Origin of the sequence: Paraburkholderia graminis (assembly GCF_003330785.1) — a bacterium.
Taxonomy (GTDB): Bacteria; Pseudomonadota; Gammaproteobacteria; order Burkholderiales; family Burkholderiaceae; genus Paraburkholderia; species Paraburkholderia graminis.
Window position 1 is genome coordinate 1,800,024 of record NZ_CP024934.1, and the last position, 25,904, is coordinate 1,825,927.

23 protein-coding genes and 1 other RNA gene are annotated in these 25,904 nt (G+C 64.1%); 15 read left to right on the forward strand and 9 right to left on the reverse strand.

What is annotated here, in order from left to right; all coding sequences use genetic code 11:
* Positions 1-269: 269 nt before the first annotated feature.
* Entirely contained in the window at positions 270-770 is a 501-nt protein-coding gene (locus CUJ91_RS08065; protein WP_053858018.1) for a MerR family transcriptional regulator, read from the forward strand.
* Complete coding sequence (locus tag CUJ91_RS08070; protein ID WP_006048855.1) at positions 722-1,153, forward strand: carboxymuconolactone decarboxylase family protein; 432 nt, start codon at positions 722-724, stop codon at positions 1,151-1,153. Before CUJ91_RS08065 ends, CUJ91_RS08070 begins: the two co-directional genes overlap by 49 nt.
* 193 nt (positions 1,154-1,346) lie before the next feature.
* Here CUJ91_RS08070 and CUJ91_RS08075 read toward each other — a convergent pair whose 3' ends face one another.
* The 8 genes from CUJ91_RS08075 to trxA all read right to left on the reverse strand — a co-directional run bounded on the left by CUJ91_RS08075 (position 1,347) and on the right by trxA (position 10,302).
* Positions 1,347-2,726: an MATE family efflux transporter gene (locus CUJ91_RS08075; protein ID WP_107707691.1), complete on the reverse strand. Its 1,380-nt coding sequence runs from the start codon at positions 2,724-2,726 to the stop codon at positions 1,347-1,349.
* A 6-nt stretch (positions 2,727-2,732) separates the two neighbouring features.
* Positions 2,733-4,490: an ArnT family glycosyltransferase gene (locus tag CUJ91_RS08080; RefSeq protein WP_006048857.1), complete on the reverse strand. Its 1,758-nt coding sequence runs from the start codon at positions 4,488-4,490 to the stop codon at positions 2,733-2,735.
* A gap of 325 nt (positions 4,491-4,815) precedes the next feature.
* Positions 4,816-5,082 carry a type B 50S ribosomal protein L31 gene (locus CUJ91_RS08085; RefSeq protein WP_006048858.1) on the reverse strand — a complete coding sequence of 89 codons (267 nt, stop codon included), beginning with the start codon at positions 5,080-5,082 and terminating at the stop codon, positions 4,816-4,818.
* Positions 5,083-5,277: 195 nt separating this feature from the next.
* The gene (locus CUJ91_RS08090; RefSeq protein WP_107707692.1) at positions 5,278-6,111 is read right to left on the reverse strand and encodes a M90 family metallopeptidase; all 834 of its coding nucleotides are present in this window, start codon (positions 6,109-6,111) and stop codon (positions 5,278-5,280) included.
* 14 nt (positions 6,112-6,125) lie between these two features.
* Complete coding sequence (locus tag CUJ91_RS08095; protein WP_107707693.1) at positions 6,126-7,682, reverse strand: MFS transporter; 1,557 nt, start codon at positions 7,680-7,682, stop codon at positions 6,126-6,128.
* Complete coding sequence (locus CUJ91_RS08100; RefSeq protein WP_107707694.1) at positions 7,679-8,260, reverse strand: MerR family transcriptional regulator; 582 nt, start codon at positions 8,258-8,260, stop codon at positions 7,679-7,681. The genes CUJ91_RS08095 and CUJ91_RS08100 overlap by 4 nt, the downstream gene beginning before the upstream one ends.
* A 184-nt stretch (positions 8,261-8,444) precedes the next feature.
* Positions 8,445-9,713, reverse strand: a complete 1,269-nt coding sequence (gene rho / locus CUJ91_RS08105; RefSeq protein ID WP_006048863.1) for a transcription termination factor Rho — start codon at positions 9,711-9,713, stop codon at positions 8,445-8,447.
* A gap of 262 nt (positions 9,714-9,975) precedes the next feature.
* Positions 9,976-10,302: a thioredoxin TrxA gene (gene trxA, locus CUJ91_RS08110; RefSeq protein WP_006048864.1), complete on the reverse strand. Its 327-nt coding sequence runs from the start codon at positions 10,300-10,302 to the stop codon at positions 9,976-9,978.
* 428 nt (positions 10,303-10,730) lie between these two features.
* Here trxA and ffs point away from each other — a divergent pair.
* From ffs to CUJ91_RS08150, 8 genes are all read left to right on the forward strand, one after another.
* An RNA gene (gene ffs, locus CUJ91_RS08115) (signal recognition particle sRNA small type) lies at positions 10,731-10,829 on the forward strand.
* Positions 10,830-11,151: 322 nt separating this feature from the next.
* Entirely contained in the window at positions 11,152-14,211 is a 3,060-nt protein-coding gene (dnaX, locus tag CUJ91_RS08120; RefSeq protein ID WP_114156070.1) for a DNA polymerase III subunit gamma/tau, read from the forward strand.
* A 79-nt stretch (positions 14,212-14,290) separates the two neighbouring features.
* The gene (locus tag CUJ91_RS08125; protein ID WP_006048866.1) at positions 14,291-14,617 is read left to right on the forward strand and encodes a YbaB/EbfC family nucleoid-associated protein; all 327 of its coding nucleotides are present in this window, start codon (positions 14,291-14,293) and stop codon (positions 14,615-14,617) included.
* Between the two features lie 356 nt (positions 14,618-14,973).
* Positions 14,974-15,570: a recombination mediator RecR gene (recR, locus tag CUJ91_RS08130; protein WP_006048867.1), complete on the forward strand. Its 597-nt coding sequence runs from the start codon at positions 14,974-14,976 to the stop codon at positions 15,568-15,570.
* Positions 15,571-15,642: 72 nt separating this feature from the next.
* Positions 15,643-16,890 (forward strand): CaiB/BaiF CoA transferase family protein, encoded by a 1,248-nt coding sequence (locus CUJ91_RS08135; RefSeq protein ID WP_114156071.1) that lies wholly within the window; start codon positions 15,643-15,645, stop codon positions 16,888-16,890.
* A 137-nt stretch (positions 16,891-17,027) separates the two neighbouring features.
* Positions 17,028-18,065 (forward strand): ABC transporter substrate-binding protein, encoded by a 1,038-nt coding sequence (locus tag CUJ91_RS08140; RefSeq protein WP_029968283.1) that lies wholly within the window; start codon positions 17,028-17,030, stop codon positions 18,063-18,065.
* Between the two features lie 88 nt (positions 18,066-18,153).
* Entirely contained in the window at positions 18,154-18,966 is an 813-nt protein-coding gene (locus CUJ91_RS08145) for an ABC transporter ATP-binding protein (RefSeq protein WP_006048870.1), read from the forward strand.
* 78 nt (positions 18,967-19,044) lie between these two features.
* Complete coding sequence (locus CUJ91_RS08150) at positions 19,045-19,869, forward strand: ABC transporter permease (protein ID WP_006048871.1); 825 nt, start codon at positions 19,045-19,047, stop codon at positions 19,867-19,869.
* A gap of 95 nt (positions 19,870-19,964) precedes the next feature.
* Here CUJ91_RS08150 and CUJ91_RS08155 read toward each other — a convergent pair whose 3' ends face one another.
* Complete coding sequence (locus tag CUJ91_RS08155; protein WP_107707697.1) at positions 19,965-20,939, reverse strand: NADPH:quinone oxidoreductase family protein; 975 nt, start codon at positions 20,937-20,939, stop codon at positions 19,965-19,967.
* A 252-nt stretch (positions 20,940-21,191) separates the two neighbouring features.
* Between CUJ91_RS08155 and surE the strand changes: the two genes are divergently transcribed.
* The 5 genes from surE to CUJ91_RS08180 are packed head-to-tail and all read left to right on the forward strand — an operon-like array spanning position 21,192 to position 25,902.
* The gene (surE, locus tag CUJ91_RS08160) at positions 21,192-21,950 is read left to right on the forward strand and encodes a 5'/3'-nucleotidase SurE (RefSeq protein WP_053858026.1); all 759 of its coding nucleotides are present in this window, start codon (positions 21,192-21,194) and stop codon (positions 21,948-21,950) included.
* Positions 21,947-23,077 (forward strand): protein-L-isoaspartate(D-aspartate) O-methyltransferase, encoded by a 1,131-nt coding sequence (locus tag CUJ91_RS08165; RefSeq protein WP_107707698.1) that lies wholly within the window; start codon positions 21,947-21,949, stop codon positions 23,075-23,077. Before surE ends, CUJ91_RS08165 begins: the two co-directional genes overlap by 4 nt.
* Before the next feature lie 5 nt (positions 23,078-23,082).
* Entirely contained in the window at positions 23,083-24,030 is a 948-nt protein-coding gene (locus CUJ91_RS08170; protein ID WP_107707699.1) for a peptidoglycan DD-metalloendopeptidase family protein, read from the forward strand.
* Between the two features lie 11 nt (positions 24,031-24,041).
* Positions 24,042-25,121, forward strand: coding sequence for an RNA polymerase sigma factor RpoS (gene rpoS / locus CUJ91_RS08175; protein WP_006048876.1), 1,080 nt, complete (start codon positions 24,042-24,044; stop codon positions 25,119-25,121).
* Between the two features lie 4 nt (positions 25,122-25,125).
* Positions 25,126-25,902: a 3'-5' exonuclease gene (locus CUJ91_RS08180; RefSeq protein ID WP_029968289.1), complete on the forward strand. Its 777-nt coding sequence runs from the start codon at positions 25,126-25,128 to the stop codon at positions 25,900-25,902.
* The last annotated feature ends 2 nt before the right edge of the window (positions 25,903-25,904 follow it).

Below are 25,904 nucleotides of genomic sequence, written 5' to 3' on the forward strand. Positions count from 1 at the left end.
CTCAGCAGGCGCTGCGCATAAGCATAGGACAAATGCGCCCCTTTATTTGCGAACGCCGACGATTTATACCGATCGATTGATGGCAAGTAAATCGCCATGAACAATCTTTAAACCTTTTGCCTCGATATAAGGCGGTTGTGCGCCGATTGCTCACATCGTCCGCGCGCGCGTGGCCGTGTCGACGAATGAGCGGCAATAAACGACAGCGCGAATGACAGCGCGGCGCGCTTGACTTAGAGTGCACTCGAAGTCCTAACCTGAGTCCTGTCATGTCGAAAACGTCGAACGCACTCACCATCGGGCAGGTCGCCGAAACCATCGGCGTCTCCACGCACACGCTACGCTATTACGAGCAGGCCGGGCTGATTCGCGCGGTCGGCCGCACGCAGGCGGGGCATCGCCTGTACTCGCCGGCCGACCTCGACTGGCTGCGGTTCTTGATGCGCCTGAAGGCGACCGGCATGCCGATCGCCGGCATGCAGGCCTTCGCGGCGCTGCGGGCCGAGGGTCAGCAGACGATGGGCGCGCGTCGCGACCTGCTCGCCGCGCATCGCGATGCGGTGCTGGCGCGGATCGCCGAGTTGCAGACGAACCTCGGCGCGATCATCGACAAGATCGCGTATTACGAAGGCGAAGCGGCCGGCCAGACGCCCGCGGCGGGCGGCCGGACACGGCGGATCGACGACACGTCATCCCTATCACACTCGGAAAAGGACTCACCATGGACCACGCACAAAACGACCGCTACACGCAAGGCTGGAACAAGCTGAGGGAAATCGACGGCTCGGCGGGCGAGCAGGTCATCGCCGCGCTCGCGCCGATCGCACCGGACTTCGCGCGTCTTTTGATCGAATTCGGTTTCGGCGATATTTACAGCCGTCCGCAGCTCGATTTGCGCGCGCGCGAAATTGCGACGATCGCTTCGCTTGCCACGCTCGGCTGCGCGCAGCCGCAGTTGAAGGTGCATATCGAAGCAGCGCTGAATGTCGGCTGCTCGCGCGAGGAAATCGTCGAAGTGTTCATGCAGATGGCGTTGTATGCCGGCTTTCCGGCGGCGCTGAACGCGCTCTTTGCCGCACGCGAGATTTTCGAGCGGCATGATCGGGAGGCGGGAGGGGCGGAGGCGCGGGTTGAAGCGGCGGATGCGGGTTGAAGCGGTGGATGCGGGCCGCGTATTTGAGCGGCTGCGTTTAGTCGTCGCCTGGAACCGGCGTTCGGAACCTGCGCTCAACACACGCACTGCACCTATGCCCGGCCCGCCCGCGCCCGGTACGGGGGGCGGACATAGAAACAATCCGCGCTTTCAACCAACCGCACCGCAGTGCGACCGCCCGCGACTTCCACCATCAAACCCCAGCATCCGCCCGCAACGCCGCGGCCGCGCGCACGTGCCGCCTGCTGACCACTCGCCAGTAAAGCAGCAAGCCGATGCCGGCAATCGCGAGGCTCGCGGTATTGGCCACCCAGAAGCCGCGTGCGCCGGTCAACCACGGCGGGATCGTGCCGCTCACATTGAAGCCGAGCAGATAGCCGCCGCCGAGCCCCACGCCCCATAGCGCCACCGCGTAGATCACGGTCGGCACGACCGCGACCTTGTACGCGCGCAGCACGAACGCGGTGGTGATCTGCAACGCGTCGAACGCGTGGTAGCACACGACGATCAGCACGAGCGGCATCGCCGCGGCCACGACTTGCGCATTCGGCGTATAGCCTTCGATCACATACGGGCGCAGCGCGAGCACGATGACGCCGTAACAGCAGGCGATCGCGACGGCCATCATGATGCCGTGCCGCGACAGCGTGCGCGCCGCTTCCGGGCGATGCGCGCCGAGCGCCTGAGCGACGAGCGTCGACGAAGCAATGCCGATCGACAGCGGCGTCATGTACAACACCGCGCCGATGTTGCCGGCGATCTGATGCCCGGCGAGCGTCGTCGTGCCGAAGCGCGCGATGAAAAGCGCCATGAACGTGTACGACGTGACTTCGATTAGATACGACAGTCCCATCGGGATGCCGAGCCGCAACTGCGCCGCCTGGCGCCGCCAGACCGGCCAGCAAAAGCGCCGGAAGATCGCGAAGGGCGTGAACACGTCGACGCGCGTGAGCAGCAGCATGCCGACGAGCGCGAGCGCCCAGTTAATCAGGCTGCTTGCCAGCGCACAGCCAGGGCCGCCGAGCGCCGGCACACCGAGACCGCCGAAAATAAACCACGTATTGAGCGGCACCTTCAGCAACAGGCCGCCGATCTGCAGAATCATCACGAGCCGCGGCTTGCCGACTGCATTGCTGATCGAACCGTAAACGCGAAAGACGAGACCGGCGGGCAGACCGAACGCGAGTATCCGCAGATACGACACCGTGCGCTCGTGCAGCGCCTCCGGCACGCGCGCGAGCTTCAGCAGATGGCCCGGAAAGAACAGGATCAGAAAGCCGATCACCGTCAGCGCAAGCGCGAGCCACAGCGCCTGGCGGATCTCCTCGCCGATCTCTTCATAGCGGCGCGCGCCGTAGAGTTGCGCGGTGATCGGCTGCAGCGCCGTGAGAATGCCGGTCAGGCCGATGTACACCGAAATGTAGATGGACGAGCCGAGGCCGAGCGCGGCGAGATCGACGGCCGAATAACGGCCGACCATGGCCGTGTCGATCACGCCGAACGCGATGATCGCCAGTTGGCCGATCAGCACCGGCCACGCGAGCCCTGCGATTTTCCGTAGGTCGGCGAGCATCGTCGTTCAGTCGGCTTTCTTGTGCCAGCTGCGCCGTTTGACGACGGGCGGCTTCGGCCGGTCGATGCGGACATACAGACGGAAGCGTTCGTCGCGGTCGGCCGCGCGTCGGCCTTCCCATACGAGCTTCCACACGAAGTTGGACATTGCGCTCGGCTCGCCGTAGTCCTGCGTGTCCTGACGCAGAATCACGTCGCAATCTTCATTGAACGCGAAGTGCATGTCGCCGAAATACGCGAAGGTCGCGATCTGCGCATTGCCGAGGCGCACCGGCGATATGCAGGTGTAGTCGTCGGGCAGATGGCTCGAGATCTGTTGGGCCACGTCCTTATATGTCCGGCTGTAGTTGACGACCGGCAGCCACAAGGTCATGAGCAGCACCCACATCAGCGTCGTGCCCGCGCTGGAGAGCACCACGCTGCGCCACAACACCTTCGGATGGCGCGCGAGACGCCATTGCACCAGCACGAACCAGCACACCGTCACCGCGACCGCGCAGACGAACGAAAGAATCTTGAACTGCGGCGCAAAGCCCGGCGCGAGACGCGCGAGATTGCGCGCCAGCGGATGCGGGAAACCGGTCAGCCCGGCCACATAAACGAGCCACACGAAGCTGCCGAGAATCGTGAAGCTGAGCAGGGCGAACCAGTCGATTGCGTTGATTGCGCCGCGCTTGAGCGTAGGCAGCGCGAAGGTGGCCAGCACCGCGAGCGGCGGCAGCAGCAGCATATAGAGCCGGTTCGACTGATGGCTTTGCAGCACCACCAGCACGAACAGCGGCCCGATCACCGAAAGGGGAATCGCCACGTGCGGCCCGCGGCGCAGCCCCGACCAGCTAAACCACGCCCATAGCGCGAGCGGCCACGCGGGCCACGTGAAGAGCGGCAGGTTCTTGAGCGCGTAAGCCGCCACCGAGCCGGGCGGGCCGGCGAACGAGCTCAGGCTCACGTGCACCCACTGGTTCAGATACCAGACGGCGTCGACGGGAAACGCGGCCAGCGCGGCAATCGGCCATGCGACGGAGAGCCCCAGAGCGATCGGCAGGCCCGCCAGCAGCAGCCAGCGCGAGCGCGTTTCGCGCACGATCAAGGTCATCGCGAGGGTGCCGAGCAGCAGCGCGCCGACCAGCACCGGGCTGCTCGCGAGCGTCACGAGGCCGAGTGCGAGGCCCCAGATCGAAGCGCCCTGAATCGGCTTGTCGATCATCCGCACGAGGCCGTACACCAGCATCGCGATGCCGACGAATTGCGCGAGTTGCGGCGTCGTTTCGTGGCCGCGTTCGGCGAGGCCGAAGCACGCGAGCAGGATCAGCAGGGCGCCGTCGGCGAGCGTGCGGCCGTAGTCGCGCGGCTCCGGCTCGCCGCCGAATGCGTATTTGAACGGCTGCACTTCGGCGCGCCGCCCGAGCAGGTAGGCCGCATACCAGACGAACGCGCAGCCCGCGCAGAACAGCAGCCCTGTGAAGACGCGCGATGCATTGCTCGCGTCGACCCACGGCGCCAGCACGCGGATCGCGATCGCGCCGAGCCAGTAGCCGAGCGGGCCGTCTTCAGTGAGGTATTTGCCGACGAGATTCGGCAGCAGCCAGTCGTGCGCGCTGCCGTTCGCCATGGTCCACATCACGCCGAAGCCGGCTGCGTCCTCGTTCTTCCACGGATCGCGGCCGAACAGGCCGAACGACGCGTAGACGATACAGATGGTCAACAGCAGCCAGCGTGGCAGCGCACTGGTCGCGGAGGCAGTGAGGCGAACGACAGGTCTCATGCGGTTTGGGATAGTGGATAAGCGAAAGCCGTCACCGGACTACCTTCCTGCCGGCGATGGCCCGATTGGAGCATCCGGCATTGTAGTCGGGCGGCACTGTGCGCGTCACGGCAAGTAATCGCGTGCAACGGGGCTGCAATCGGCCCGCATAGGCGCTCAGGCGCGAGTTGCGCGATGCCGCTCGTGAGCGCGATGGGCGCGTGAGCATAGCCAGGCGACGCAAGCCGCCCGCGCGCAGGCGACAAAAAAGGGCAGCTTGCGCTGCCCTTCCTTTTCGCTGCACCGCTGCTGGCCGAAACCGGCGAAGCGGTGATCAAAGCGCGTATTACTTTGCTGCTGCCTTGCCGGTAGCGCGCGAGCCGAACTTGTTGCGGAACTTCTCGACGCGGCCTGCCGTGTCCATGATCTTTTGCTGGCCGGTGTAGAACGGATGCGATTCCGACGACACTTCGATCTTGGCGAGCGGGTACGTCTTGCCGTTGAATTCGGCGGTTTCACGCGTCTGGATCGTGGAGCGCGTCACAAACCTGAAGTCGTTCGACACGTCGATGAACAGGACTTCGCGGTAATTCGGGTGAATGCCTTCTTTCATGATCTTTCCTTAAATCTGGCGGTAGCCAACCCGCGTGAGGCCGCTGTTGCGCGGACCGCATTTAGGCGCGAGCCACTTGCCTATGGTCGAAAAACGGCGATTATGCCAGAAAATCAGTCGCTTGACGAATCTGACGAGGTTTTTTGACCGCTTTCTTGACACATTTCCGCCTGAATTCAGCCGCTATTCGGAAAATCACGGTGCGGCGAACGTCAGACCGGCTCGCGCCGGGTCCTGGCGGTAATAGCGCGCGAGCAATCTGTACAGTTCCGGATACTCCGCCTCGAAAGCATGCGGCTTGACGAAGAGCGCTTCGCTGCATACCGCGAAGAATTCCGACGGATGGTCCGCGGCGTACGGATCGATCAGCGACTCGCGCTCGAAGCGCGTCCAGCGCCGCTGCGGCACGGCGTCGACGCGGGCGCAGAACTGGTCGTAGGCGGAATCGAACACGTCCGCCCACGCCTCTGAGTCGAGCGGCGCATGCCAGCGGCGCACGAGCGGCGGATGGCCGTCCGCTTCGCCGTTCAGCATGTCGATCTTGTGCGCGAATTCGTGGATCACCACGTTGTACGCGTCCGTCCCGTCGGTCATCTGCGCGTCTTCCCACGACAGGATCACGGGGCCGCCTTCCCATGCTTCGCCGCTCGCGTCGTGCTCGACTTCGTGGACGACGCCGTCTTCGTCCTCGACGGTCTTGCGGATCACGAACTCGCCCGGATAGACGATCACGCCGACCCATCCGCGATACAGGTCGAGGCTCAGATTCAGCACCGGCAAGCACGCCTGAGCCGCGATCGCGACGGTCATCGCGTCGGTCAGTTCGAGCTCGTGCGCGGTGGAGAACTCCTTTTGCGCGATGAACAGGCTGCTCATTTCGCGCAGGCGCGCGAGGTCCGGCGCATCGAGATGCGCGAGGAACGGCAGGCCGTCGAGCGTGGCTTGCCACAGCGTGTCGCCGATCGCGTAGTCGCGCAGCGCGCGCTCGCGCCGGCGTGAGCCGAGCCATCCAGTGAGTTTCGAAAGCATGGGCGATGAAACCGTTAGTCGATCTGTTTTTGCAACGCGGCGAAAATCCCGCCGCATATCGCGATGCCGATCAGGAAATAGAAGCCGTCCAGCGAACTCAGAAAACTCGCCTGCCGCGCCACGGCCCGGCTGATCTCGACGACGGCAAGCGAATGCGCGTCCGAGGGCGAATGTCCGGCCGCGGAAAACGCCCGCGTAAGTGCGGCCAGCGAATCCTGAAACACCGGATTGTACGGATTCACAAACTCCGCGAGGCGCGCCTGATGCAACGCCTGCCGATGCTGCTCGACGATGATCACCGACGCCGTCGCAAACGAGATGGTCAACTGGCGCACGACATTCTTGAGCCGGTAGCCGTGCGAGAACTCTTCTATCGCGAAGATTCTGAACGTGAGGTTCGCGACCGGCAGCACGATGAACAATAACAGCAGGCCGCGCAACAGCAGCGGTCCCGCGAGCGCGGCCTCGCCGGCGGCGGGCGACATGCGCGTCATCCACGCGGCCGTCAGCGCGGCGATCGCGAAGCCCGGCACGATGATCCACTTCTTGCGCGTGAGCAGCTTTGCATAGCGAAGGTAGACGAAGAGCGCGCTCGCCGAAATCAGCGACGTGACGCCGACGAGTTGCCCGGCATTCTCGACCGGATAACCCAGCCCGCTTTCGAGGAAACGCGACACGAGGTAGCTGAACGCGGTCGACAGGTAGTAGTAGAACATGTAGAGCACGAGGCCCACCTGAAACACCTTTTCGCGCAACGCATGCAGACGCATGAGCGGGGCGGGGTGATGCCACTGGTGATACGCGAACCAGCCGAGTGCGACGATGCCGGCGACCGTCAGCAGAATGAGACCGGGCGACGCGCTGAACAACTGGAAGCGGACTTGCTGCATCACGATCTGCAGCGCGCCTTGCGCAAACGCAAAGATGATGTACGGCCAGAAATGCGCCGAACCACGCTCTTCGGGCAGACGGTTGCCCGCGTCGGGCAACGCGGCGAACGCAAGCACGGCGAACAGCGCGCCCACGGGCGCCGTGCACGCAAAGAGCGCGCGCCAGCCGAAATACCCAATCAACTGACCGCCGATCAACGACGCCAGCGCGCTGCTCAACACGATCAGTATCAGGAACGCGCGGGTTGCGGCGGGGCGCTCTCTGGGTGTGAAGCTCATCTGGATCAGAATGCGGCAGGTGCCCATCATCGGGCCAATGAAGTAGCCCTGAAAGCCGCGCGCAAACGCAAGTTCAACCGACGATTCGCTGAGCGCGGCGGCCACCGCGCCGGCCGCGTAGAACAACATGCAGCCTGCCACATAGCGCCGGTAGCCGAAACGCTCGACCCACCATTCCTGCTGCAGGATACCGAGCACAGCAGCCACGGCATACGCGCTCGAAGCCCAGACGAGTTCATCCGGCGACGCATTCACGCCGCCGGCGATATAGCTCGCGAAAAACGAAAAGACGGAATTGTCGAAGTAGTCGAGGCCGGTGACGACCGCGAGCACCCACGGGAAAAAATCGCCACGCAGCTTGTCAGCACTGAGCCAGCCTGCGTGAGCCCGCGATGTGTTCATGACCGCTCGCGCGACGCCGAGGCACGCGGTTTTTTGGCGCGTTTTGCTGTGGGCTTTGCGTCGGCCTTGGCGGGTTTAATGGCGCTCGCTGTTTTACGCGCGTTGCCGTTTTTTGTCAGCGCGTTGCGGCGTTGCTCGAGCAACGCGTCCGCATTTTCGCCGGCCAGACGGCGCTTCAGATAGTCGAGATCAGGGCTCAATTCGTCGCGCAGTTTCTGCGCTTCCTTCAGCTCGCGGCGCATGGCTTCGATACGCGCGTTCAACGCGTCGACTTGTGCCGCCAAGGCGCCATGAATCTGCTGCAGCGATTCCGTCGAAAAGCGGTGTTTGCCTTCCACTGGTTCGAGCGGCCGTTTCAGCATTTCGGTGATGCCGTGCAGCGAGAAACCGAGCGAACGCAAACGCAGGATGCGCCCGAAGCGCGACAAATCGTCCTCGTCGTAGAGACGGTAGCGGCCTTCGCTGCGCGTCGGCGAAACAAGCCCGCGCTCCTCGTAGTACTTCAGTGTGCGCGGCGTGACGCCGAGGCGCTCGGCGGCATCGGCGACGGTCAGCAGGGCAGGCGGCTCGGTCGGCATGAGCGGTGGCGTTCGGAGTGGCGGCGGGGTGATTGTACTTCAACCTGTACGTTCACGTACAGGTTGGCCGATGCGACCCGAAACGCTGCCCCTATACGCTCACGCAAAACCGCCAGACGAAAAAAAACCGCTCGTCGGCGACGAGCGGTTTTCACATCCGATGCTGCGTTGGTCGGCAAACAGCTTAGCTGCCGCCGCCACGACGCATCATGTCGAAGAATTCGGAGTTGCTCTTGGTCTGGCGGATCTTGTCGAGCAGGAATTCCATCGACTCGACTTCGTCCATGTCGTGAATGAACTTGCGCAGCACCCAGATTTTTTGCAGCACTTCGGGCTTGATCAGCAGTTCTTCGCGACGCGTGCCGGACTTGTTCAGATTGATCGACGGATACACGCGCTTCTCGGCGAGGCGGCGTTCCAGGTGCACTTCCATGTTGCCGGTGCCCTTGAACTCTTCGTAAATCACGTCGTCCATGCGGCTGCCCGTTTCGATCAGCGCCGTGCCGATGATGGTCAGCGAACCGCCTTCCTCGATGTTGCGCGCCGCGCCGAAGAAGCGCTTCGGCCGTTGCAGCGCGTTCGCGTCGACACCGCCCGTGAGCACCTTGCCCGAAGCCGGCACAACCGTGTTGTATGCGCGCGCGAGACGCGTGATGGAGTCGAGCAGAATCACCACGTCGTTTTTCATTTCGACGAGGCGCTTGGCCTTTTCGATCACCATTTCGGCGACCTGCACGTGACGTGCGGCGGGTTCGTCGAACGTGGATGCGATCACTTCGCCCGCCACCGAACGCTGCATTTCCGTCACTTCTTCCGGACGTTCGTCGATCAGCAGAACAAACAGTACGACGTCGGGATGGTTCTGCTTGATGGCGTGCGCGATATGCTGAAGCATCACGGTCTTGCCGGACTTCGGCGACGCGACGAGCAGGCCGCGCTGGCCTTTGCCGATAGGCGCGATCATGTCGATGATGCGGCCCGTGACATTTTCTTCGCCGCGCATTTCACGTTCGAGCAGCAGCACCTTGTTCGGGTGCAGCGGCGTCAGGTTTTCGAACATGATCTTGTGCTTCGAGGCCTCCGGCGGCTGGCCGTTGACCTTGTCCACCTTCACCAGCGCGAAATAGCGTTCGCCGTCTTTCGGCGTGCGTACTTCGCCTTCGATCGTGTCGCCCGTATGCAGGTTGAAGCGGCGGATTTGCGACGGGCTGATGTAAATATCATCCGTGCTGGCGAGATAGGAGGTTTCCGGCGAACGCAGGAAGCCGAAGCCGTCCGGCAGCACTTCGAGCGTGCCGTCGCCGAAAATCGTGTCGCCCGTTTTGGCTCGTTTTTTTAGAATGGCGAACATCAATTCCTGCTTGCGCAGGCGGTTCGCACTTTCGATCTCGAGGCCATTGGCCATCTCGATCAATTCGGACACGTGCAGAGTCTTAAGCTCGGATAAATGCATACGGAGAACCCGCAGGAGAAGGTGCGACGAAATGGAATCTGGGAGGAGAAGTGAGCGGAACCGCTCAAGGACTTACACGTCTTTTCGACGTTTTGCGGATTCTAGCATAGCACACGCCAGTTTCCGCCAGTGCGCCGGCGCGGCATCTTTCTTCTTCGAAACGTTGCCGGCTGACAACAGCACGGCAAGCCAGGACAGCAAGCAGAACAACGCGGGCGCGCGCGGGTCCGGGCGGACCGCGTGACGCACCCGCGCCGCTGTTTTACAGGTTGCCGTCGAGGAACGCGGTGAGTTGCGACTTCGACAATGCGCCAACCTTTTGCGCGGCGACAGCGCCGTTCTTGAACAGGATCAGCGTGGGGATGCCGCGCACGCCGAACTTGACCGGCGTCGACTGATGTTCGTCGACGTTGATCTTGGCGATTTGCAGGCGATCGGCGTAATCCTTGGCGACTTCGTCGAGGATCGGCGCGATCATCTTGCACGGACCGCACCATTCAGCCCAGAAGTCGAGCAGCACGGGTTTATCGGATTTCACGACGTCCTGTTCGAACGATGCGTCGCTAATATGCTTGATTTGTTCGCTCATTGTATGAATACCTCTATCGGTTCGAGGCCCGCCTGAATTGCTCGCCACGATACGTCAAAACCTGGGGAAACTTCCGTTCGCTTAGCCGCACCCGGAGCCCCGCTGCCGGCGCCTGAAAAGTACGAGACTTTCTGGCTTCGGCAAAGGGCCCGCGTTTGCGGGTCATCCGTACGGCAGTTTAGCTTAATTCGCTATGCGTTGCCGGGGGCGATAGTAGTCATCACAGGCAGTGGGGCCAACGGCTGCCGATGAAGTGCCACCGTATTTCATCAACTGCGACGTAGCCTATGTGGAGGCTCGGCGGACAAACTCAAGTGAGCGGCGCGCGCGTCGCAACCGAATCGGCGGGTTCGCGATTCGGCGTGTGCTTGCCGGTTTGGTCGTATTAACAGTCGCACAAAGCGCCACGCGATGATAGAATGTTTCGTGACGGGCCTCCTCGCATGGAGGGATGGTCAACCTGGTCAGGTCGGGAACGAAGCAGCCACAGCCGTTTTCCACCAGTGCCGAGGGTCAGGCTCGTCACCTTCCTCTTTCTGTTTGTCCTGCTTTTCTCCCCTTGCGTTTGCCCACGTTGCATCTACTTCAGATGCCGGTTCGCTTTGCTTCGTCCGTTCGCTTCGCAAGCGTGCTCGCGGTGTCTTGGCCCTTGGCCTTTGCCGCGCGGCGGTGGGCGTACTCTCTGCACAACGCACGCAACGCGCACGGACCCGCACGCAAGCCGCACTGCGCGCCGCGCGACCATTTTTTTCTATCGTTCCATTAGCCGCTTTCAATCGACGGGCGACGCGCGTTCGCGCGGCCAGCCGAATCGGTTTTGCGCGGCATTGTTACTGATACAATTTCCGGATGACCTATCAAGTTCTCGCACGCAAATGGCGGCCGAAGGATTTCGCGTCGCTCGTCGGACAGGAGCACGTGGTGCGCGCGCTCACGCACGCGCTCGACGGCGGCCGTCTGCATCACGCCTATCTGTTTACCGGCACGCGGGGCGTCGGCAAGACGACGTTGTCGCGCATTTTTTCGAAGGCGCTCAATTGCGAAACGGGCGTGACGTCCACGCCGTGCGGCGTGTGCCGGGCGTGCCGCGAGATCGATGAAGGGCGCTTTGTCGATTACGTCGAGATGGACGCGGCGAGTAATCGCGGCGTCGACGAAATGGCGGCGCTGCTCGAGCGCGCGGTGTACGCGCCGGTCGACGCGCGCTTCAAGGTCTACATGATCGACGAAGTGCACATGCTGACGAATCACGCCTTCAACGCAATGTTGAAGACGCTCGAAGAACCGCCGCCGCACGTCAAGTTCATTCTCGCCACCACCGATCCGCAGAAGATTCCGGTCACGGTGCTGTCGCGCTGTCTGCAGTTCAATCTGAAGCAGATGCCGGCCGGCCATATCGTCTCGCACCTCGAACACATTCTCGGCGAAGAGAAAGTGCCTTACGAGGCGCAGGCGTTGCGTCTGCTCGCGCGTGCCGCCGACGGTTCGATGCGCGACGCGCTGTCGCTGACGGATCAGGCGATCGCCTACTCGGCGAATCAGGTCAATGAAGAAGCCGTGCGCGGCATGCTCGGCGCGCTCGATCAGAGCTACCTGATTCGCCTGCTCGATGCGCTCGCGCAGGGCGACGGCGCAACGGTGCTCACGATTGCCGACGAAATGGCGCTGCGCAGTCTGTCGTTTTCCACGGCGCTGCAGGATCTCGCGAGCTTGCTGCATCGGATTGCGTGGGCGCAGTTCGCGCCGTCGTCGGTACTGGATGAATGGCCCGAAGCCGGCGATTTGCGGCGTTTCGCCGAGACGCTCAGCGCCGAGCAGGTGCAGTTGTTCTATCAGATCGCGACGATCGGACGAAGCGAGCTCGGCCTCGCGCCCGACGAATACGCGGGCTTCACGATGACGCTGCTGCGCATGCTGGCTTTCGAGCCGGCGCCGACGGGCGGCGGTGGCGGCGTCGCGGGGTCTGGTGCGCAAGCCGGGCAGGCGGGCGCGGGTGGATCGAAGCGGGCGGGCGCGCCGGCGGTGGCCGCGCAGCCACGCGCGTTGGCTTCGCCTGGGAGTGTTGCGTCGATGGGCGGGGCGGGCAGGGCGGGGGTGGGCGGCGTTGCTGCGGCTGCGTCGCCGGTTGGTGAGTCGCGAGATGTGGCAGCTAAGGTGTCTTCCGAACCCGCTGCGTTAGCCGAGCCGGTTCGTCGAGCCGATTCGATGGAGCCCGCTGGGCGGGATGCGCAGTCCGCAGCGGGGCAGGATGGCGGGAATGCGGCGGAGCGTGCGGCGCACGATGTAGCGCGTACAGCGGCTGCGGCGTCTGAGTCAGCGGTCGAGGCCGCCTCTTCGTCAGTGGTAGAGAGCGCAGAATTGGAGCGATCGGCGGCAAGTGCTCCGGCGTCCGCGCCGTCCAGCGCAACGCCTGCCGCAGCGCAGGCCGCTGCCGCGCCGCCGTTGGCGCCGTGGGAGGACGCGCCGGCTGAGCCCGTAGCTGATAGACGCGCCGCCGCAGACGCATCGGATGCCTCTGCTTCTGCATCCGCTGGCACTGCGTCTTCCGATGCGGCGCAGGCATCCGCCGCGCGGCCTTCCGACGCGGCGCAGGTATCCGCCGCCGGATCATCGGAAACGGCATCCGCCACCGGATCTTCGGAAGTGGGGCAGGCATCCGCCACCGCATCTTCTGATGCCGGACAGGCGTCTTCTGCGCCGACACCTTTGAATACGGCGCAGCCGTCCGCACCCGACACAGCAACTACCACTGCATCCGACTCCGCCTCCACCGACACAAAGCTCGCCGAGGATGCGCCTCCCGCCGCATTGAACCCGCCCGCCGCCGCCGCGTTCGCACGCGCGAGCGAAGCGGTCGATCAAGCCGCAGGCCACAACGCCGCCGCAGCCGAATCTGAAATGCCGCCGCGTCGCGCGGGCGGTGCGAGCGCAGCGCTCGACGTTCTGCGCAGCGCCGGGTTGAAGGTATCGTCCGATCGTGGCCGCGCGAGTGCCGCCACGGCCGCGAAAACCGCGGCGCCGGCAACACCGAAGCCAGCCGCGCCACGCGTGGTAGTCCCCGTGCCCACGCCCGGCGCGCCGCGCGGCGCTGCTGCGCAGCAGCCGCCCGCGTCGACCGTGCGCGCGTCAGCGCAATCGGCTCAGTCGACGCAGCCACCGCAACCAGCGCAACCAGCACGATCAGCACAATCAGCGCAATCAGCGCAATCAGCGCAATCAGCGCAATCAGCGCAATCAGCGCAATCAGCGCAATCAGCGACCCGCAACGACGCGCAGCAAAACGGCTCGCCGGTTCCGCCGTGGGACGACATGCCGCCCGACGACTACATGCCGCTTTCCGCATCGGACGACGGCTACTACGGCCCGCCCGACGACAACTACATGCCTGTGTTCGACAGCGGTCCGGACGACGTCCGCGTGAACGCGTCGGCACCGTCCGCACCGGCACCGGCCGTCGATCGGCGTCCGCTGCCGCCCGCCGTGCCGCTCGACCCGCTGGGCTTCAACGGCGACTGGCCGGCGCTCGCCGTCGATCTGCCGCTCAAGGGCATTTCGTATCAGCTTGCGTTCAACAGCGAACTGATGGCGCTCGAAGGCAACACGCTCAAACTCAACGTGCCCGTGCCGCAGTACGCGGAAACCTCGCAGGTCGCGAAGCTCAAGGCGGCGCTCGCCGACAAGCTCGGCCAGCATGTCGACGTGGTGGTCGAAGTCGGCCCGGCCCGCCGCACTGCAGCCGCTCACGACGCCGCAATGCGCGCGCAACGTCAGCAGGAAGCCGAGCGCGAGATCAGCGCCGATCCGTTCGTGCAGTCGCTGATCCGCGAATTCGACGCGAGCATCGTGCCGGGCTCGATCCGCCCGATTACTCCCGACGCCGGCCAGAACGGCGCGTCCCAGGTTCACTGATTCGCCGCGCCGCTGAACGCAAGCACATTAAAAGCGCGCCCGATTCCCGAATTTCACGCTATCAAGAAGGAGCATTTCCATGATGAAAGGTCAACTCGCCGGGCTGATGAAACAGGCTCAGCAGATGCAGGAAAACATGAAGAAGATGCAGGAGCAGCTCGCTCAGATCGAAGTCGAAGGGCAGTCGGGCGCCGGTCTCGTCAAGGTGACGATGACCTGCAAGAACGACGTGCGTCGCGTGTCGATCGATCCGAGCCTGCTCGCCGACGACAAGGACATGCTCGAAGACCTCGTCGCCGCTGCATTCAACGACGCCGTTCGCAAGGCCGAAGCGACCGCGCAGGAAAAGATGGGCGGAATGACCTCGGGCCTGCCGCTGCCGCCCGGCTTCAAACTGCCGTTCTAAGCGACGCTTCCAGGCGACGCGGCAAACTGGCAACGTCGTCTGCCGGGCGTGCACAAAGCGGCTGAGTAAAGAGGGCCGACGCAGAGCGCGGCACGCGTCGAACTCGTGGTCGGTCCCACCGCGCGATGCCTGACCGTGCGCCTCGCGAGACGACCGCGGACGCGCCTGGTTGCGCATCGTTGCCGTTTGCTGCCGCGCGCTGTCTGACCAGACTCGCCGGTGAAGAGCCGCTCCATGCCACCTGCCGGCAGATCGCCACGCGTAGCTTTGCCCGCTGAAACAAGCTCGTACCACGTTCGCAAAAAACGCGTTCCAATCCGCATTCCCGGGCCTCACTCACCTCGACGCCGATCCGCATGAAACAACCTTCCGCCTTGTCGGCGCTCGTCGAAGCGCTGCGCGTGCTGCCTGGAGTCGGGCCGAAGTCCGCGCAACGCATGGCCTACCATCTGATGCAGCACGACCGCGACGGCGCCGAGAAGCTCGGTCGCGCGTTGCTGTTCGCGACCGAGCATCTGCAGCACTGCGAGAAGTGCAACACCTTCACCGAAGCGCAGATCTGTGAAGTGTGCCTCGATTCGGAGCGCGATCCAACGTTGCTGTGCGTCGTCGAGACGCCCGCCGATCAGATCATGCTCGAGCAGACCATGACCTATCGCGGCCTCTACTTCGTGCTGATGGGGCGTCTGAGTCCGCTCGACGGCATCGGCCCGAAGGAGATACATTTCGACCGGCTGGTGAAGCGCGCGTCGGACGGCATCGTTAAAGAAGTCGTGCTGGCCACCAACTTCACCAACGAGGGCGAGGCCACCGCGCACTATCTCGGGCAAACGCTGAAGGCGCGCGGTCTGGCCGTCACGCGCCTCGCCCGCGGCGTGCCGGTGGGCGGCGAACTGGAATACGTCGACGCGGGCACCATCGCGCGCGCGATGCTTGACCGCCGCTCGATGTAGCGGCAAGCCGCACGAGTGGGCGCCAGCGCTGCCGCCGAAACAGCCAAAACAGCAAAAACAGAGAAGGAGACTATGAGCGCAACTCCCGATTCGGGCGCGAACGGCGCGCCGCAAAACCCACCCGGCGCTGGCCCGCTCGCCGGCGTCAAAGTCCTCGAGCTCGGCACCCTGATCGCCGGCCCATTCGCCGCGCGCTTTCTCGGCGAGTTCGGCGCCGACGTCATCAAGATCGAAGATCCGAAAGGCGGCGATCCGCTGCGCAAGTGGCGCAAGCTTTATCCGGAAGTCGGCGGCATGTCGCTCTGGTGGGCCGTGCAGGCGCGCAACAAGAAGTCCGTCACGATCAACCTGAAGGCCGAGGAGGGCAAGGAGATCGTGCGCCGCCTCGCGCGTGAAGCAGACATCGTCGTCGAGAATTTCAGGCCTGGCTTGCTCGAAAAGCTGGGGCTCGGTTACGACGTGCTATCGGCGGAAAATCCGGGACTCGTGATGGTGCGGCTTTCCGGTTACGGCCAGACCGGGCCGTATCGCGATCGGCCTGGCTTCGGTGCGATCGCCGAGTCGATGGGCGGTCTGCGTCATATCACCGGCTACCCCGAATTGCCGCCGCCGCGCATCGGCATTTCGATCGGCGATTCGATTGCGGCGCTGCACGGCGTGATCGGCGCGCTGATGGCGCTGCATCACAAGCAGGTGAACGGCGGCAAAGGGCAGGTCGTCGACGTCGCGTTGTACGAGGCCGTCTTCAACATGATGGAAAGCGTGGTGCCCGAATACGGCGTGTACGGCATGGTGCGCGAGCGCACCGGCGCGTCGCTGCCGGGCATCGTGCCGTCGAATACGTACCCTTGCCGCGACGGCAGCATCGTGATTGGCGGCAATAGCGATCCGATTTTCAGGCGGCTGATGATTGCCATTGAACGCGAGGATCTCGCCAACGATCCCGCTCTCGCACACAACGACGGCCGCGTGCCGCGCACCGGGGAAATCGACGCGGCGATCGCCGAGTGGCTCGCGCCGCGCACCATCGACGAAGCGCTCGCAGTGCTCAACGCCGCCGACGTGCCGGTGGGGCGCATCTACAGCGTGGCCGATATGTTCACCGATCCGCAGTACCTCGCGCGTCAGATGATTCAGCGCTTCAAGTGGCAGGACGGCCGCGAGATCACGCTGCCCGCGGTCACGCCGAAGCTCTCGGCGACGCCCGGCGAAACGCGCTGGCTCGGCCCCGAACTGGGTGAACATACGGATGAAGTCCTGCAGTCGCTAGGTTATGATGCAGACCACATCGCAAGGTTGCATGCGCAACAAGTTGTGTGAGTGCGGCGTGAGAGACATGAGCGCCATGTGAGCCATGTGACCGACACATGAACGCCGCGCACGCACGCACAACGCAAGCAGCAACCTGCCAATAAAATCGCAACAGCAGAATTGCAAGAGCCTCGGAGACAACCAACATGCATCGCAGAAGCTTCCTCGCCGGTACGGCCGCGCTTGCCGGCGCCACGCTCACGGCCACGCCGCTCGCCTTCGCACAGGGCAAACTGGAAACCACGAAGGTGGCCATTGCCGTCGGCGGAAAGAACCTCTTTTATTATTTGCCGCTCACGATTGCCGAGCGCCGCAATTACTTCAAGGACGAAGGACTCGACGTCGAAATCTCCGACTTCGCCGGCGGCTCGCAAGCGTTGAAGGCGGCGGTGGGCGGCAGCGCCGATGTGGTGTCCGGCGCGTTCGAACACACGCTGCTGTTGCAGGCGCAAAAGCAGTCGTTCCGCGAATTCGTGCTGCAAGGACGCGCGCCGCAAATCGTGCTCGCGGTGTCGAAGAAGACGATGCCCAACTACAAGTCGATCGCCGATCTGCGTGGCAAGAAGATCGGCGTGACCGCGCCCGGATCGTCGACGTCGATCATGGCGAGCTTCGTGCTGGCCAAGGGCGGGCTGACCGCGAAAGACGTCGCGTTCATCGGCGTGGGTGCGGGCGCGGGCGCGATTGCCGCGCTGCAGTCCGGCCAGATCGACGCGCTGGCGAACCTCGACCCGGTGATGACCAAGCTCGAACGCACCGGCGACATTCGTATCGTCTCCGACACGCGCACGCTTGCCGATACGCGCAGCGTATTCGGCGGCGACATGCCGGCAGGCTGCCTGTATGCGTCGCAAAGCTTCATCACGAAGAATCCGAACACCACGCAGGCGCTGACCAATGCAATGGTGCGCGCGCTGAAGTGGCTGCAGACGGCGACCGGCACCGAGTTGATCAACACCGTGCCGGAGAGCTATCTGCTCGGCGATCGCGCCGTTTATCTCGACGCATGGCAGCACGTCAAGGAAGCCATGTCGCCCGACGGCCTCATGCCGACCGACGGCCCCGGCACCGCGCTCAAGACCTTGCAGGCGTTCGACGCGACCGTGCAGGGCAAGCCGATCGACGTGTCGAAGACGTGGACCAACGACTTCGTCAAGAAAGCGCTCAGCACCGTCAAGGCGTAAAACTTCGAGCGCCGCGCGACGACGACATGCCGCGCGCGGCGCGTGTCAGCCTATCATCGAACAACCGATCCTCGAAGCGAGTCGAACCATGACCGTTGCAGCTCTGGCGCTCGAAAACATCACTTGCACCTTCGCCGCGCGCGACAACCGCGCGCAGCGCTATACGGCGGTCAAGGACACCACGTTGCGGATCGCGCCCGGCGAGTTCGTCTCGGTGGTCGGCCCGACCGGCTGCGGCAAGTCCACGTTGCTGAATGTCGGCGCGGGCTTGCTCGGGCCGTCGGCGGGTACGGTCAGCGTATTCGGCGAGCCGTTGAACGGCATCAACCGGCGCGCGGGCTACATGTTCCAGGCCGACGCGTTGATGCCGTGGCGCTCCGCTATCGACAACGTGATCGCCGGCCTCGCGTTTCACGGCGTGGCGCAGCAGGAAGCGCGTGCCAAAGCCGAGGAGTGGCTCAAGCGCGTGGGTCTCGGCGGTTTCGGCGACCGCTATCCGCATCAATTGTCGGGCGGCATGCGCAAGCGCGTCGCGATGGCGCAGACGCTGATTCTCGACCCCGACATCATCCTGATGGACGAGCCGTTTTCCGCGCTCGACATCCAGACGCGGCAACTCATGGAAAACGAGTTGCTAGACCTGTGGGCGGCAAAACGCAAGGCCGTGCTTTTCATCACGCACGATCTCGACGAGGCCATTGCGATGTCGGATCGCGTGGTCGTTCTCTCGGCGGGACCGGGCACGCATCCGATCGGCGAATTCACGATCGACTTGCCGCGTCCGCGCGACGTCGCCGAAATCCGTTCGCATCCGCGCTTCGTCGAGTTGCACGCGCAGATCTGGAGCGTGCTGCGCGACGAGGTGCTAAAAGGCTATCAACAGCAACTCACCGCTGTATGACGTCTCATTGAACGCTCTCTGAACGCAACGCGCTTTACGTCTATCAACCGTCCAAGCCAAACCGAGGCAAACCGAGTCATGTGGAAGACGTTGCGCCCGAACCGGGCGAATCTGGTGATCTGGCAGTGGCTGCTGCTCGTGCTGTGCTTCGTGCTCTGGTACGTGCTGACGAGCCCGACACTGCTGCCCGCGTTTTATTTCGACGATCCGAACAAGGCGGCTTTCTTCTTCGGCGAACCGCAAAAAGTCTTGCTGCGGATCTGGGAATGGTTCACAACCGGCGAGATCTATCTGCACCTGTGGATCACGCTGCTCGAGACCGTGCTCGCGTTTGCGCTCGGCACGGCGCTCGGACTCGGCGTTGGTTTATGGCTCGCGCTGTCGCCGCTTGCGAGCGCGCTGTTCGATCCGTACATCAAGGCCGCGAACTCAATGCCGCGCGTGATTCTCGCGCCGATCTTCGGCGTGTGGTTCGGTCTTGGCATCTGGTCGAAGGTCGCGCTTGGCGTCACGCTGGTGTTCTTCATCGTGTTCTTCAACGTCTATCAGGGCGTGAAGGAAGTGAGTCCGGTCGTGCTCGCGAACGCGCGCATGCTCGGCGCAAACGGCAAGCAACTGCTGCGCTATGTCTATTTGCCGAGCGCGATGAGCTGGGTCTTTTCGAGCTTGCACACGTCGGTGGGTCTCGCGTTCGTGGGCTCGGTGGTGGGCGAGTACCTCGGCTCCGCGCGCGGCGTCGGCTATCTGATCCTGCAGGCCGAAGGCACGTTCGACATCAACACCGTGTTCGCCGGCATTCTCGTGTTGACCGCGTTCGCGCTGATTCTCGATGCGATCGTCGGCGTCGGCGAGCGGCATCTGATGAAGTGGCAGCCAAAGACCGGAGACACCGAAAAGCTGTAGGCGCCGTAAACTTCACAGCGCAAAAAAAACAGCGTGGGCTCGCAGAGCCGCACGCTGTTTTTGTTTGAGCGAGCGCCGCGTCTCAGCGAGGCCGGCTACGGCGTGATCACCACCTTGCCGATCACGCGACGCTCGGCCATATCGCGCAGCGCGCGCGCCGTTTCATCGAGCGGATAACGCGCGGACACATGCGGCTTGAGCTTGCCTTCGCCGATCCAGCCGACCATCTGCCGGAACGCCGCATGATTGCGCTCGGGCTCGCGCTTCGCAAAGTCTCCCCAGAACACGCCGACCACGCTCGCGCCTTTGAGCAGCGTCAGATTGAGCGGCAGCTTCGGAATCTCGCCGTTCGCGAAGCCGACCACCAGGTAGCGACCGCGCCAGCCGATGCTGCGAAACGCCGGCTCCGCATACACGCCGCCGACCGGATCGTAGATCACGTCCGGGCCTTTGCCGTCGGTGAGCGTCTTGATGCGCTCGCGCAGGTCCTCGGTCGCGTAGTTGATCGTCGCGTCGGCGCCATGTTGCAAGCACACCGCGAGCTTTTCATCGCTCGACGCCGCCGCGATCACGCGCGCGCCGAGCGCCTTGCCGATTTCCACAGCCGCGAGTCCCACGCCGCCCGCCGCGCCCAGCACGAGCATCGTCTCGCCGGCTTGCAGCGCGGCGCGGTCGACCACCGCGTGATGCGACGTGCCATACGCGAGCGTGAAGGCCGCGGCCAGTTCGAGGTCGACGTCTTCGGCGAGCGGCACGCAGGCCGACTCGCTCGCAAGCGCCTGCTGCGCGAAGCCGCCCGAGCCCGTGAACGCGACCACGCGGGAGCCGGGCGTGAACTGCGTGACCCCCGCACCGACCGCGCGCACGATGCCCGCGACTTCCGAGCCTGGCGTAAAAGGCAGTGGCGGCTTGAACTGATACTTGTTCTGGATGATCAGCACATCGGGAAAGTTGACGGAGGCCGCCTTCACGTCGATCACGACATGCCCTGGCGGCGGTTCCAGATCAGGCAACTCTTCGACGGTGAGGCTCTCCGGCGGGCCGTACTGATTGCAGCGAATCGCGCGCATCGTGTCTCCATTCGATCAGAGTTCGCAATGGCTTCGAGTGTAATGCATGCGCACGACCGTACGTTTCGCGGGTTCGCGGTCTGGCGGCAGCAGGGCGCCGCGCATCGATCTGCATTTACTGCGCTGCTCACGAGCGCATAGGGACAAGACAACAAGCCCGCATTCACACACCAGCGCAAGCGCTTTGCGTGGCCTGCGCAACGCGCTTGCCGTGTCGTTCGCGCGCCATCTTTCCTCGGTTACAATCGCCGCATGCGAATCCTACTCAGCAACGACGACGGTTACCTGGCGCCCGGCCTCGGCGCGCTTTACGAAGCGCTCAAGCCGCTCGCCGACGTGACCGTGATGGCGCCCGAGCAGAACTGCAGCGGCGCGTCGAATTCCCTGACCTTGTCGCGGCCGCTTTCGGTTTTGCGCTCGGCCAATGGTTTCTACTACGTGAACGGCACGCCGACCGACTCGGTGCACATTGCGTTGACGGGCATGCTCGACCACACGCCGGACCTCGTCGTCTCGGGCATCAACAACGGCCAGAACATGGGCGAGGACACGCTCTATTCGGGCACCGTCGCGGCGGCTACCGAAGGCATCATGTTCGGCGTGCCGGCCATCGCGTTTTCGCTCGTCGATAAAGACTGGGTGCATCTCGAAGACGCGGTGCGCGTCGCCGCGGAAATCGTCGCGCATTACCTCGCGCATCCGCTGCCGGGGCATCCCCTTCTGAACGTCAACATTCCGAACCTGCCGTACGAGCAACTGCGCGACTGGCGCGTCACTCGTCTGGGCAAGCGGCATCCGTCGCAGCCGGTCATCCGGCAGACCAATCCGCGCGGCGAGCCGATCTACTGGATCGGGCCGTCGGGCAGCGCGCGCGATGCGAGCGAAGGGACGGATTTCCACGCAGTCGCGAACGGCCATGTGTCGATCACGCCGCTGCAGCTCGATCTGACGCACACGCAAATGCTCCCGGCCGCACACGACTGGGCGCGTGCGGGCAGCGGCGCTTCATGACGAGCGAGCGCGCGAAGCGCTTTCCACTCGGCCTCGAAGATCTGGTGCGCGAGCCGCGCCGGCCCGAAGGCCGTCCAGGGGAAGTGCGCGCGGCGGCGCTTGCCGCGAGTGCCGCGCTCAATGCGCGGCAGCAGCCGGCGAAGCATGGGCAGCCCGGTTCGGCTGGCAAGACGCAGCCGAAGCAGGCGAGAGCGCCGGCTTCGGTCGCGGACAGATTGCCGGCCGGCACGCCAGCGAGGCCGCTCATCGTGACGCCGCCCAGGGCGCTCGCCGCGCCTGCGGTGAAGACGCCGGCGCGGCCGATTGCGCAGAGCACGGGCGCGCGTCCGTCGTCCGCGGTGAAGGGTGCAGCGTCGTCGTCTACGCGAGCCGCGAGCAAGGCCGTGAGTTCCTCTGCACCGTCCTCGCCGGCCGCCAAGTCCGTGACAAGCCGCTCGAACGAGCGCGGCGCCGCGCCGAACGTCGCGCTGAACCGTGCAACCGCATTGACGTCGGAACGGGTTCGCGAACGCATGGTCGAACGCCTGCGTGCGAACGGCATCACCGATCAGCGCGTGTTGAGCGCGATGTCCGTGGTGCCGCGCCATATGTTCGTCGATCCCGGCCTCGCGGTTCAGGCCTACGAAGATGCGGCGTTGCCAATCGGCCATCACCAGACCATCTCGAAGCCGTCGGTGGTCGCGCGAATGATCGAGCTGGCCGCAACGGGCCGTGCGCTGAACAACGTGCTCGAGATCGGCACCGGTTGCGGTTATCAGGCGGCGGTGCTGAGCCAGGTCGCGCGCGAGGTGTATTCGATCGAACGCATCAAGCCGTTGTCCGAGCGCGCGAAGACAAACTTGCGTCCGCTGCGAATTCCGAACATCCGGCTGCACTATGGCGACGGACGTTTGGGGCTGCCGTCGGCGGCGCCTTTCGATGCGATCCTGATCGCCGCCGCGGGCCTCGACGTGCCGCAAGCATTACTTGAACAACTCGCGATCGGCGGCCGCCTGATCGCGCCGGTCGGCTCGCAGGAAGGCCAGAACCAGGTGCTGACGCTCGTCGAGCGCCTTGGGCCGGCGCAGTGGCGCGAGTCGCAGCTTGATCGCGTTTTCTTTGTACCCTTAAAATCCGGAGTGATTTGACACCGATGAGTATGTTGCGCGCGATGCAAAGAACCAGCCTGAATGTCCCCATGTCCGTAACCCAGCGTAGCGTGTGCGTGCTCGCCTTGTCCCTGTTGATGACAGCCTGTGCATCCCGGCTCGATCAGGCGCCGGTCGTCGACCGCTCCGGCGGCGGCGTGCTCGGCACGCAAGCCGCGCAGGCCGGGCAGCAACCGGCCGTGCCGCTCGGCCCGCCGCCGCCTGGCTACTATCGCGTGAAGCCGGGCGACACGCTGTACCGGATCGCACTCGAGAACGGCCAGAACTACCGCGACATTTCCGCGTGGAACAACCTCACGAACCCGAATCAGATCGAGGTCGATCAACTGCTGCGCGTGGTGCCGCCGGGCGCGAACACCGCTGCGCTGACGCCGGGCGTCGCGACTGCGCCGCTCGGCAGTAACGGCGCGGTGCAAAGCGCGCCGCTCAATGGCGCGGCGCCGTCGACGGGCGCGGCAGCCGGCGTGGCCGCGCCGCCCATCTACGGCTCGAGCGCGAACAGCGCGGCGCTCACGCCGCCGTCGAACGCCGCTGCAGCCAGCGATTCGACTGCCGGCGCGTCGAGCAACATCAGCTTCTCCTGGCCGGTGCGCGGCCAGTTGCTCGGCACCTTCAACGATTCGACCAACAAGGGCGTCAATATCGGCGGCGCGGCGGGCGAAGCGGTGAAGGCCTCCGCGGACGGCCGCGTGGTTTATGCCGGAAATGGGCTGCGTGGTTACGGCAATCTAATTATCATCAAGCATGACGCAACTTATCTCACCGCGTATGCACACAACCGCTCTTTGATGGTAAAAGAGGGGGATGCGGTCACGAAGGGGCAGAAAATCGCCGAGATGGGTAACAGCGATTCAGACCGTGTCATGTTGCATTTCGAAGTTCGCCGGCAGGGTAAACCTGTCGACCCACTGAAGTATTTGCCGCCGCAATAAGCGATACGACCATGCCGAAACCGAAGCGCCGCCTGCCGCAAGCCGAATCTGAAACGATCAGCAATGCCACGTCCGCTTCGGTGGACGACAGCGGCGCTTCGGAAGCGGAAGAGGAGCTCGTCGAAGAGCGCGAGCTCGACGAGCGCCCGAGCGCCGAAGAAGGCGGCGACGCGCGCGAAGGCGCAGCCGAGGTCGTGCCCGACGCGGACGACTTCCGCGCGCTGCTGCAAGCCGAACTCACGGCCGACACGATCCAGCATTATCTGAATCGCATCAGCGTGAAGCCGCTTCTCACCGTCGAGGAAGAGCAGAAGTACTCGCGTCTCGCGAAGGCGGGCGAGTTCGAAGCGCGGCAAGTGATGATCGAGCGCAATCTGCGGCTGGTCGTCAGCATCGCTAAGGGTTATCTGAATCGCGGCGTGCCGCTGCTCGATCTGATCGAAGAGGGCAACCTCGGCCTGATGCACGCCATCGAGAAATTCGATCCGACACGCGGCTTCCGGTTTTCCACTTACGCGACGTGGTGGATCCGACAGAGCATCGAGCGCGCGATCATGAACCAGGCGCGCACCGTGCGCTTGCCGGTGCACGTGATTCGCGAGCTCAATCAGGTGCTGCGTGCGAAGCGCCATCTGGAAAAGAATTCGATGAACTCCGGCGAAGCAGCCGAGCGCCGCGACGCCAGCATCGACGACATCGCTTATCTGACCGGCAAGACCACCGACGAAGTCACCGACATTCTCGCGCTGAACGAACACACCGCCTCGCTCGACGCGCCGCTCGATCTCGATCCGGCCAGCAGTCTGCTCGATCTGTTGTCGGACGACCAGAGCCAGTCGCCGGATGCGGAGGTTCAGCATCGCGAACTGGAAACGCTCACGCGCGCATGGCTCGCGCGTCTGTCGGACAAGCATCGCCATGTGATCGAACGCCGCTTCGGTCTGAATCACATCGAACCCGCCACGCTCGAAGAGCTGGCCGATGAAATGGGCCTCACGCGCGAGCGTGTGCGCCAGATCCAACAGGAAGCGCTTGTGCGGTTAAAGCGCTTCTTCGCCTCTAATGGCGTTCGCAAAGACGCCGTTCTCTGACTTGATGACACCGATTCTTGTTTTCGACATCGAGACGATTCCCGATGTCGCCGGCATCCGCCGTCTCGAAGATTTGCCCGCCACGATGAGCGACGCCGAAGTCGCCGAGCACGCGTTCGCCGCGCGCCGCGAAAAGACCGGCGGCGATTTTCTGCCGCATCATCTGCAACGCATCGCCGCGATTTCCTGCGTGTTTCGCGATAACAACGGCTTTCGCGTGCGCTCGCTCGGCACGCTCGAAGACGGCGAGGCGGCGCTGGTGCAGTCGTTTTATCGCGTGATCGAGAAGTACACGCCGCAGCTCGTGTCGTGGAACGGCGGCGGCTTCGACCTGCCGGTGCTGAACTACCGCGCGCTCGTCAACGGGATTCCCGCCTACCGGTTCTGGGATCTCGGCGAGGACGACCGCGAGTTCAAGTGGAACAACTACATCAGCCGCTACCACGCGCGCCATACCGATCTCATGGACGTCCTCGCGATGTACCAGGCGCGCGCCAACGCGCCGCTCGACGCGCTCGCGAAGATGTGCGGCTTTCCCGGCAAGATGGGCATGGACGGCAGCCAGGTGTGGCAGGCGTATCAGGAAGGGCGCATCGAGGAAATCCGCAATTACTGCGAGACCGACGTCGTCAATACGTATCTGCTGTATTGCCGCTTTCAGTTGATTCGCGGCGCGTTCTCCGCCGCCGAATATGCGGACGAGATCAATCTCGTCAAGAACGCGCTCGCGCTCGAAACCGCGCCGCAATGGGCGGAATATCTGGCGGCGTTCGATCAATAGCC

Excerpts from the sequence above, each read along its gene's own strand:
- CUJ91_RS08065 (WP_053858018.1), top strand. The coding sequence starts at position 270 with ATGTCGAAAACGTCGAACGCACTCACCATCGGGCAGGTCGCCGAAACC.
- CUJ91_RS08070 (WP_006048855.1), top strand. The coding sequence starts at position 722 with ATGGACCACGCACAAAACGACCGCTACACGCAAGGCTGGAACAAGCTG.
- CUJ91_RS08075 (WP_107707691.1), bottom strand. The coding sequence starts at position 2,726 with ATGCTCGCCGACCTACGGAAAATCGCAGGGCTCGCGTGGCCGGTGCTG.
- CUJ91_RS08080 (WP_006048857.1), bottom strand. The coding sequence starts at position 4,490 with ATGAGACCTGTCGTTCGCCTCACTGCCTCCGCGACCAGTGCGCTGCCA.
- CUJ91_RS08085 (WP_006048858.1), bottom strand. The coding sequence starts at position 5,082 with ATGAAAGAAGGCATTCACCCGAATTACCGCGAAGTCCTGTTCATCGAC.
- CUJ91_RS08090 (WP_107707692.1), bottom strand. The coding sequence starts at position 6,111 with ATGCTTTCGAAACTCACTGGATGGCTCGGCTCACGCCGGCGCGAGCGC.
- CUJ91_RS08095 (WP_107707693.1), bottom strand. The coding sequence starts at position 7,682 with ATGAACACATCGCGGGCTCACGCAGGCTGGCTCAGTGCTGACAAGCTG.
- CUJ91_RS08100 (WP_107707694.1), bottom strand. The coding sequence starts at position 8,260 with ATGCCGACCGAGCCGCCTGCCCTGCTGACCGTCGCCGATGCCGCCGAG.
- rho (WP_006048863.1), bottom strand. The coding sequence starts at position 9,713 with ATGCATTTATCCGAGCTTAAGACTCTGCACGTGTCCGAATTGATCGAG.
- trxA (WP_006048864.1), bottom strand. The coding sequence starts at position 10,302 with ATGAGCGAACAAATCAAGCATATTAGCGACGCATCGTTCGAACAGGAC.
- dnaX (WP_114156070.1), top strand. The coding sequence starts at position 11,152 with ATGACCTATCAAGTTCTCGCACGCAAATGGCGGCCGAAGGATTTCGCG.
- CUJ91_RS08125 (WP_006048866.1), top strand. The coding sequence starts at position 14,291 with ATGATGAAAGGTCAACTCGCCGGGCTGATGAAACAGGCTCAGCAGATG.
- recR (WP_006048867.1), top strand. The coding sequence starts at position 14,974 with ATGAAACAACCTTCCGCCTTGTCGGCGCTCGTCGAAGCGCTGCGCGTG.
- CUJ91_RS08135 (WP_114156071.1), top strand. The coding sequence starts at position 15,643 with ATGAGCGCAACTCCCGATTCGGGCGCGAACGGCGCGCCGCAAAACCCA.
- CUJ91_RS08140 (WP_029968283.1), top strand. The coding sequence starts at position 17,028 with ATGCATCGCAGAAGCTTCCTCGCCGGTACGGCCGCGCTTGCCGGCGCC.
- CUJ91_RS08145 (WP_006048870.1), top strand. The coding sequence starts at position 18,154 with ATGACCGTTGCAGCTCTGGCGCTCGAAAACATCACTTGCACCTTCGCC.
- CUJ91_RS08150 (WP_006048871.1), top strand. The coding sequence starts at position 19,045 with ATGTGGAAGACGTTGCGCCCGAACCGGGCGAATCTGGTGATCTGGCAG.
- CUJ91_RS08155 (WP_107707697.1), bottom strand. The coding sequence starts at position 20,939 with ATGCGCGCGATTCGCTGCAATCAGTACGGCCCGCCGGAGAGCCTCACC.
- surE (WP_053858026.1), top strand. The coding sequence starts at position 21,192 with ATGCGAATCCTACTCAGCAACGACGACGGTTACCTGGCGCCCGGCCTC.
- CUJ91_RS08165 (WP_107707698.1), top strand. The coding sequence starts at position 21,947 with ATGACGAGCGAGCGCGCGAAGCGCTTTCCACTCGGCCTCGAAGATCTG.
- CUJ91_RS08170 (WP_107707699.1), top strand. The coding sequence starts at position 23,083 with ATGAGTATGTTGCGCGCGATGCAAAGAACCAGCCTGAATGTCCCCATG.
- rpoS (WP_006048876.1), top strand. The coding sequence starts at position 24,042 with ATGCCGAAACCGAAGCGCCGCCTGCCGCAAGCCGAATCTGAAACGATC.
- CUJ91_RS08180 (WP_029968289.1), top strand. The coding sequence starts at position 25,126 with ATGACACCGATTCTTGTTTTCGACATCGAGACGATTCCCGATGTCGCC.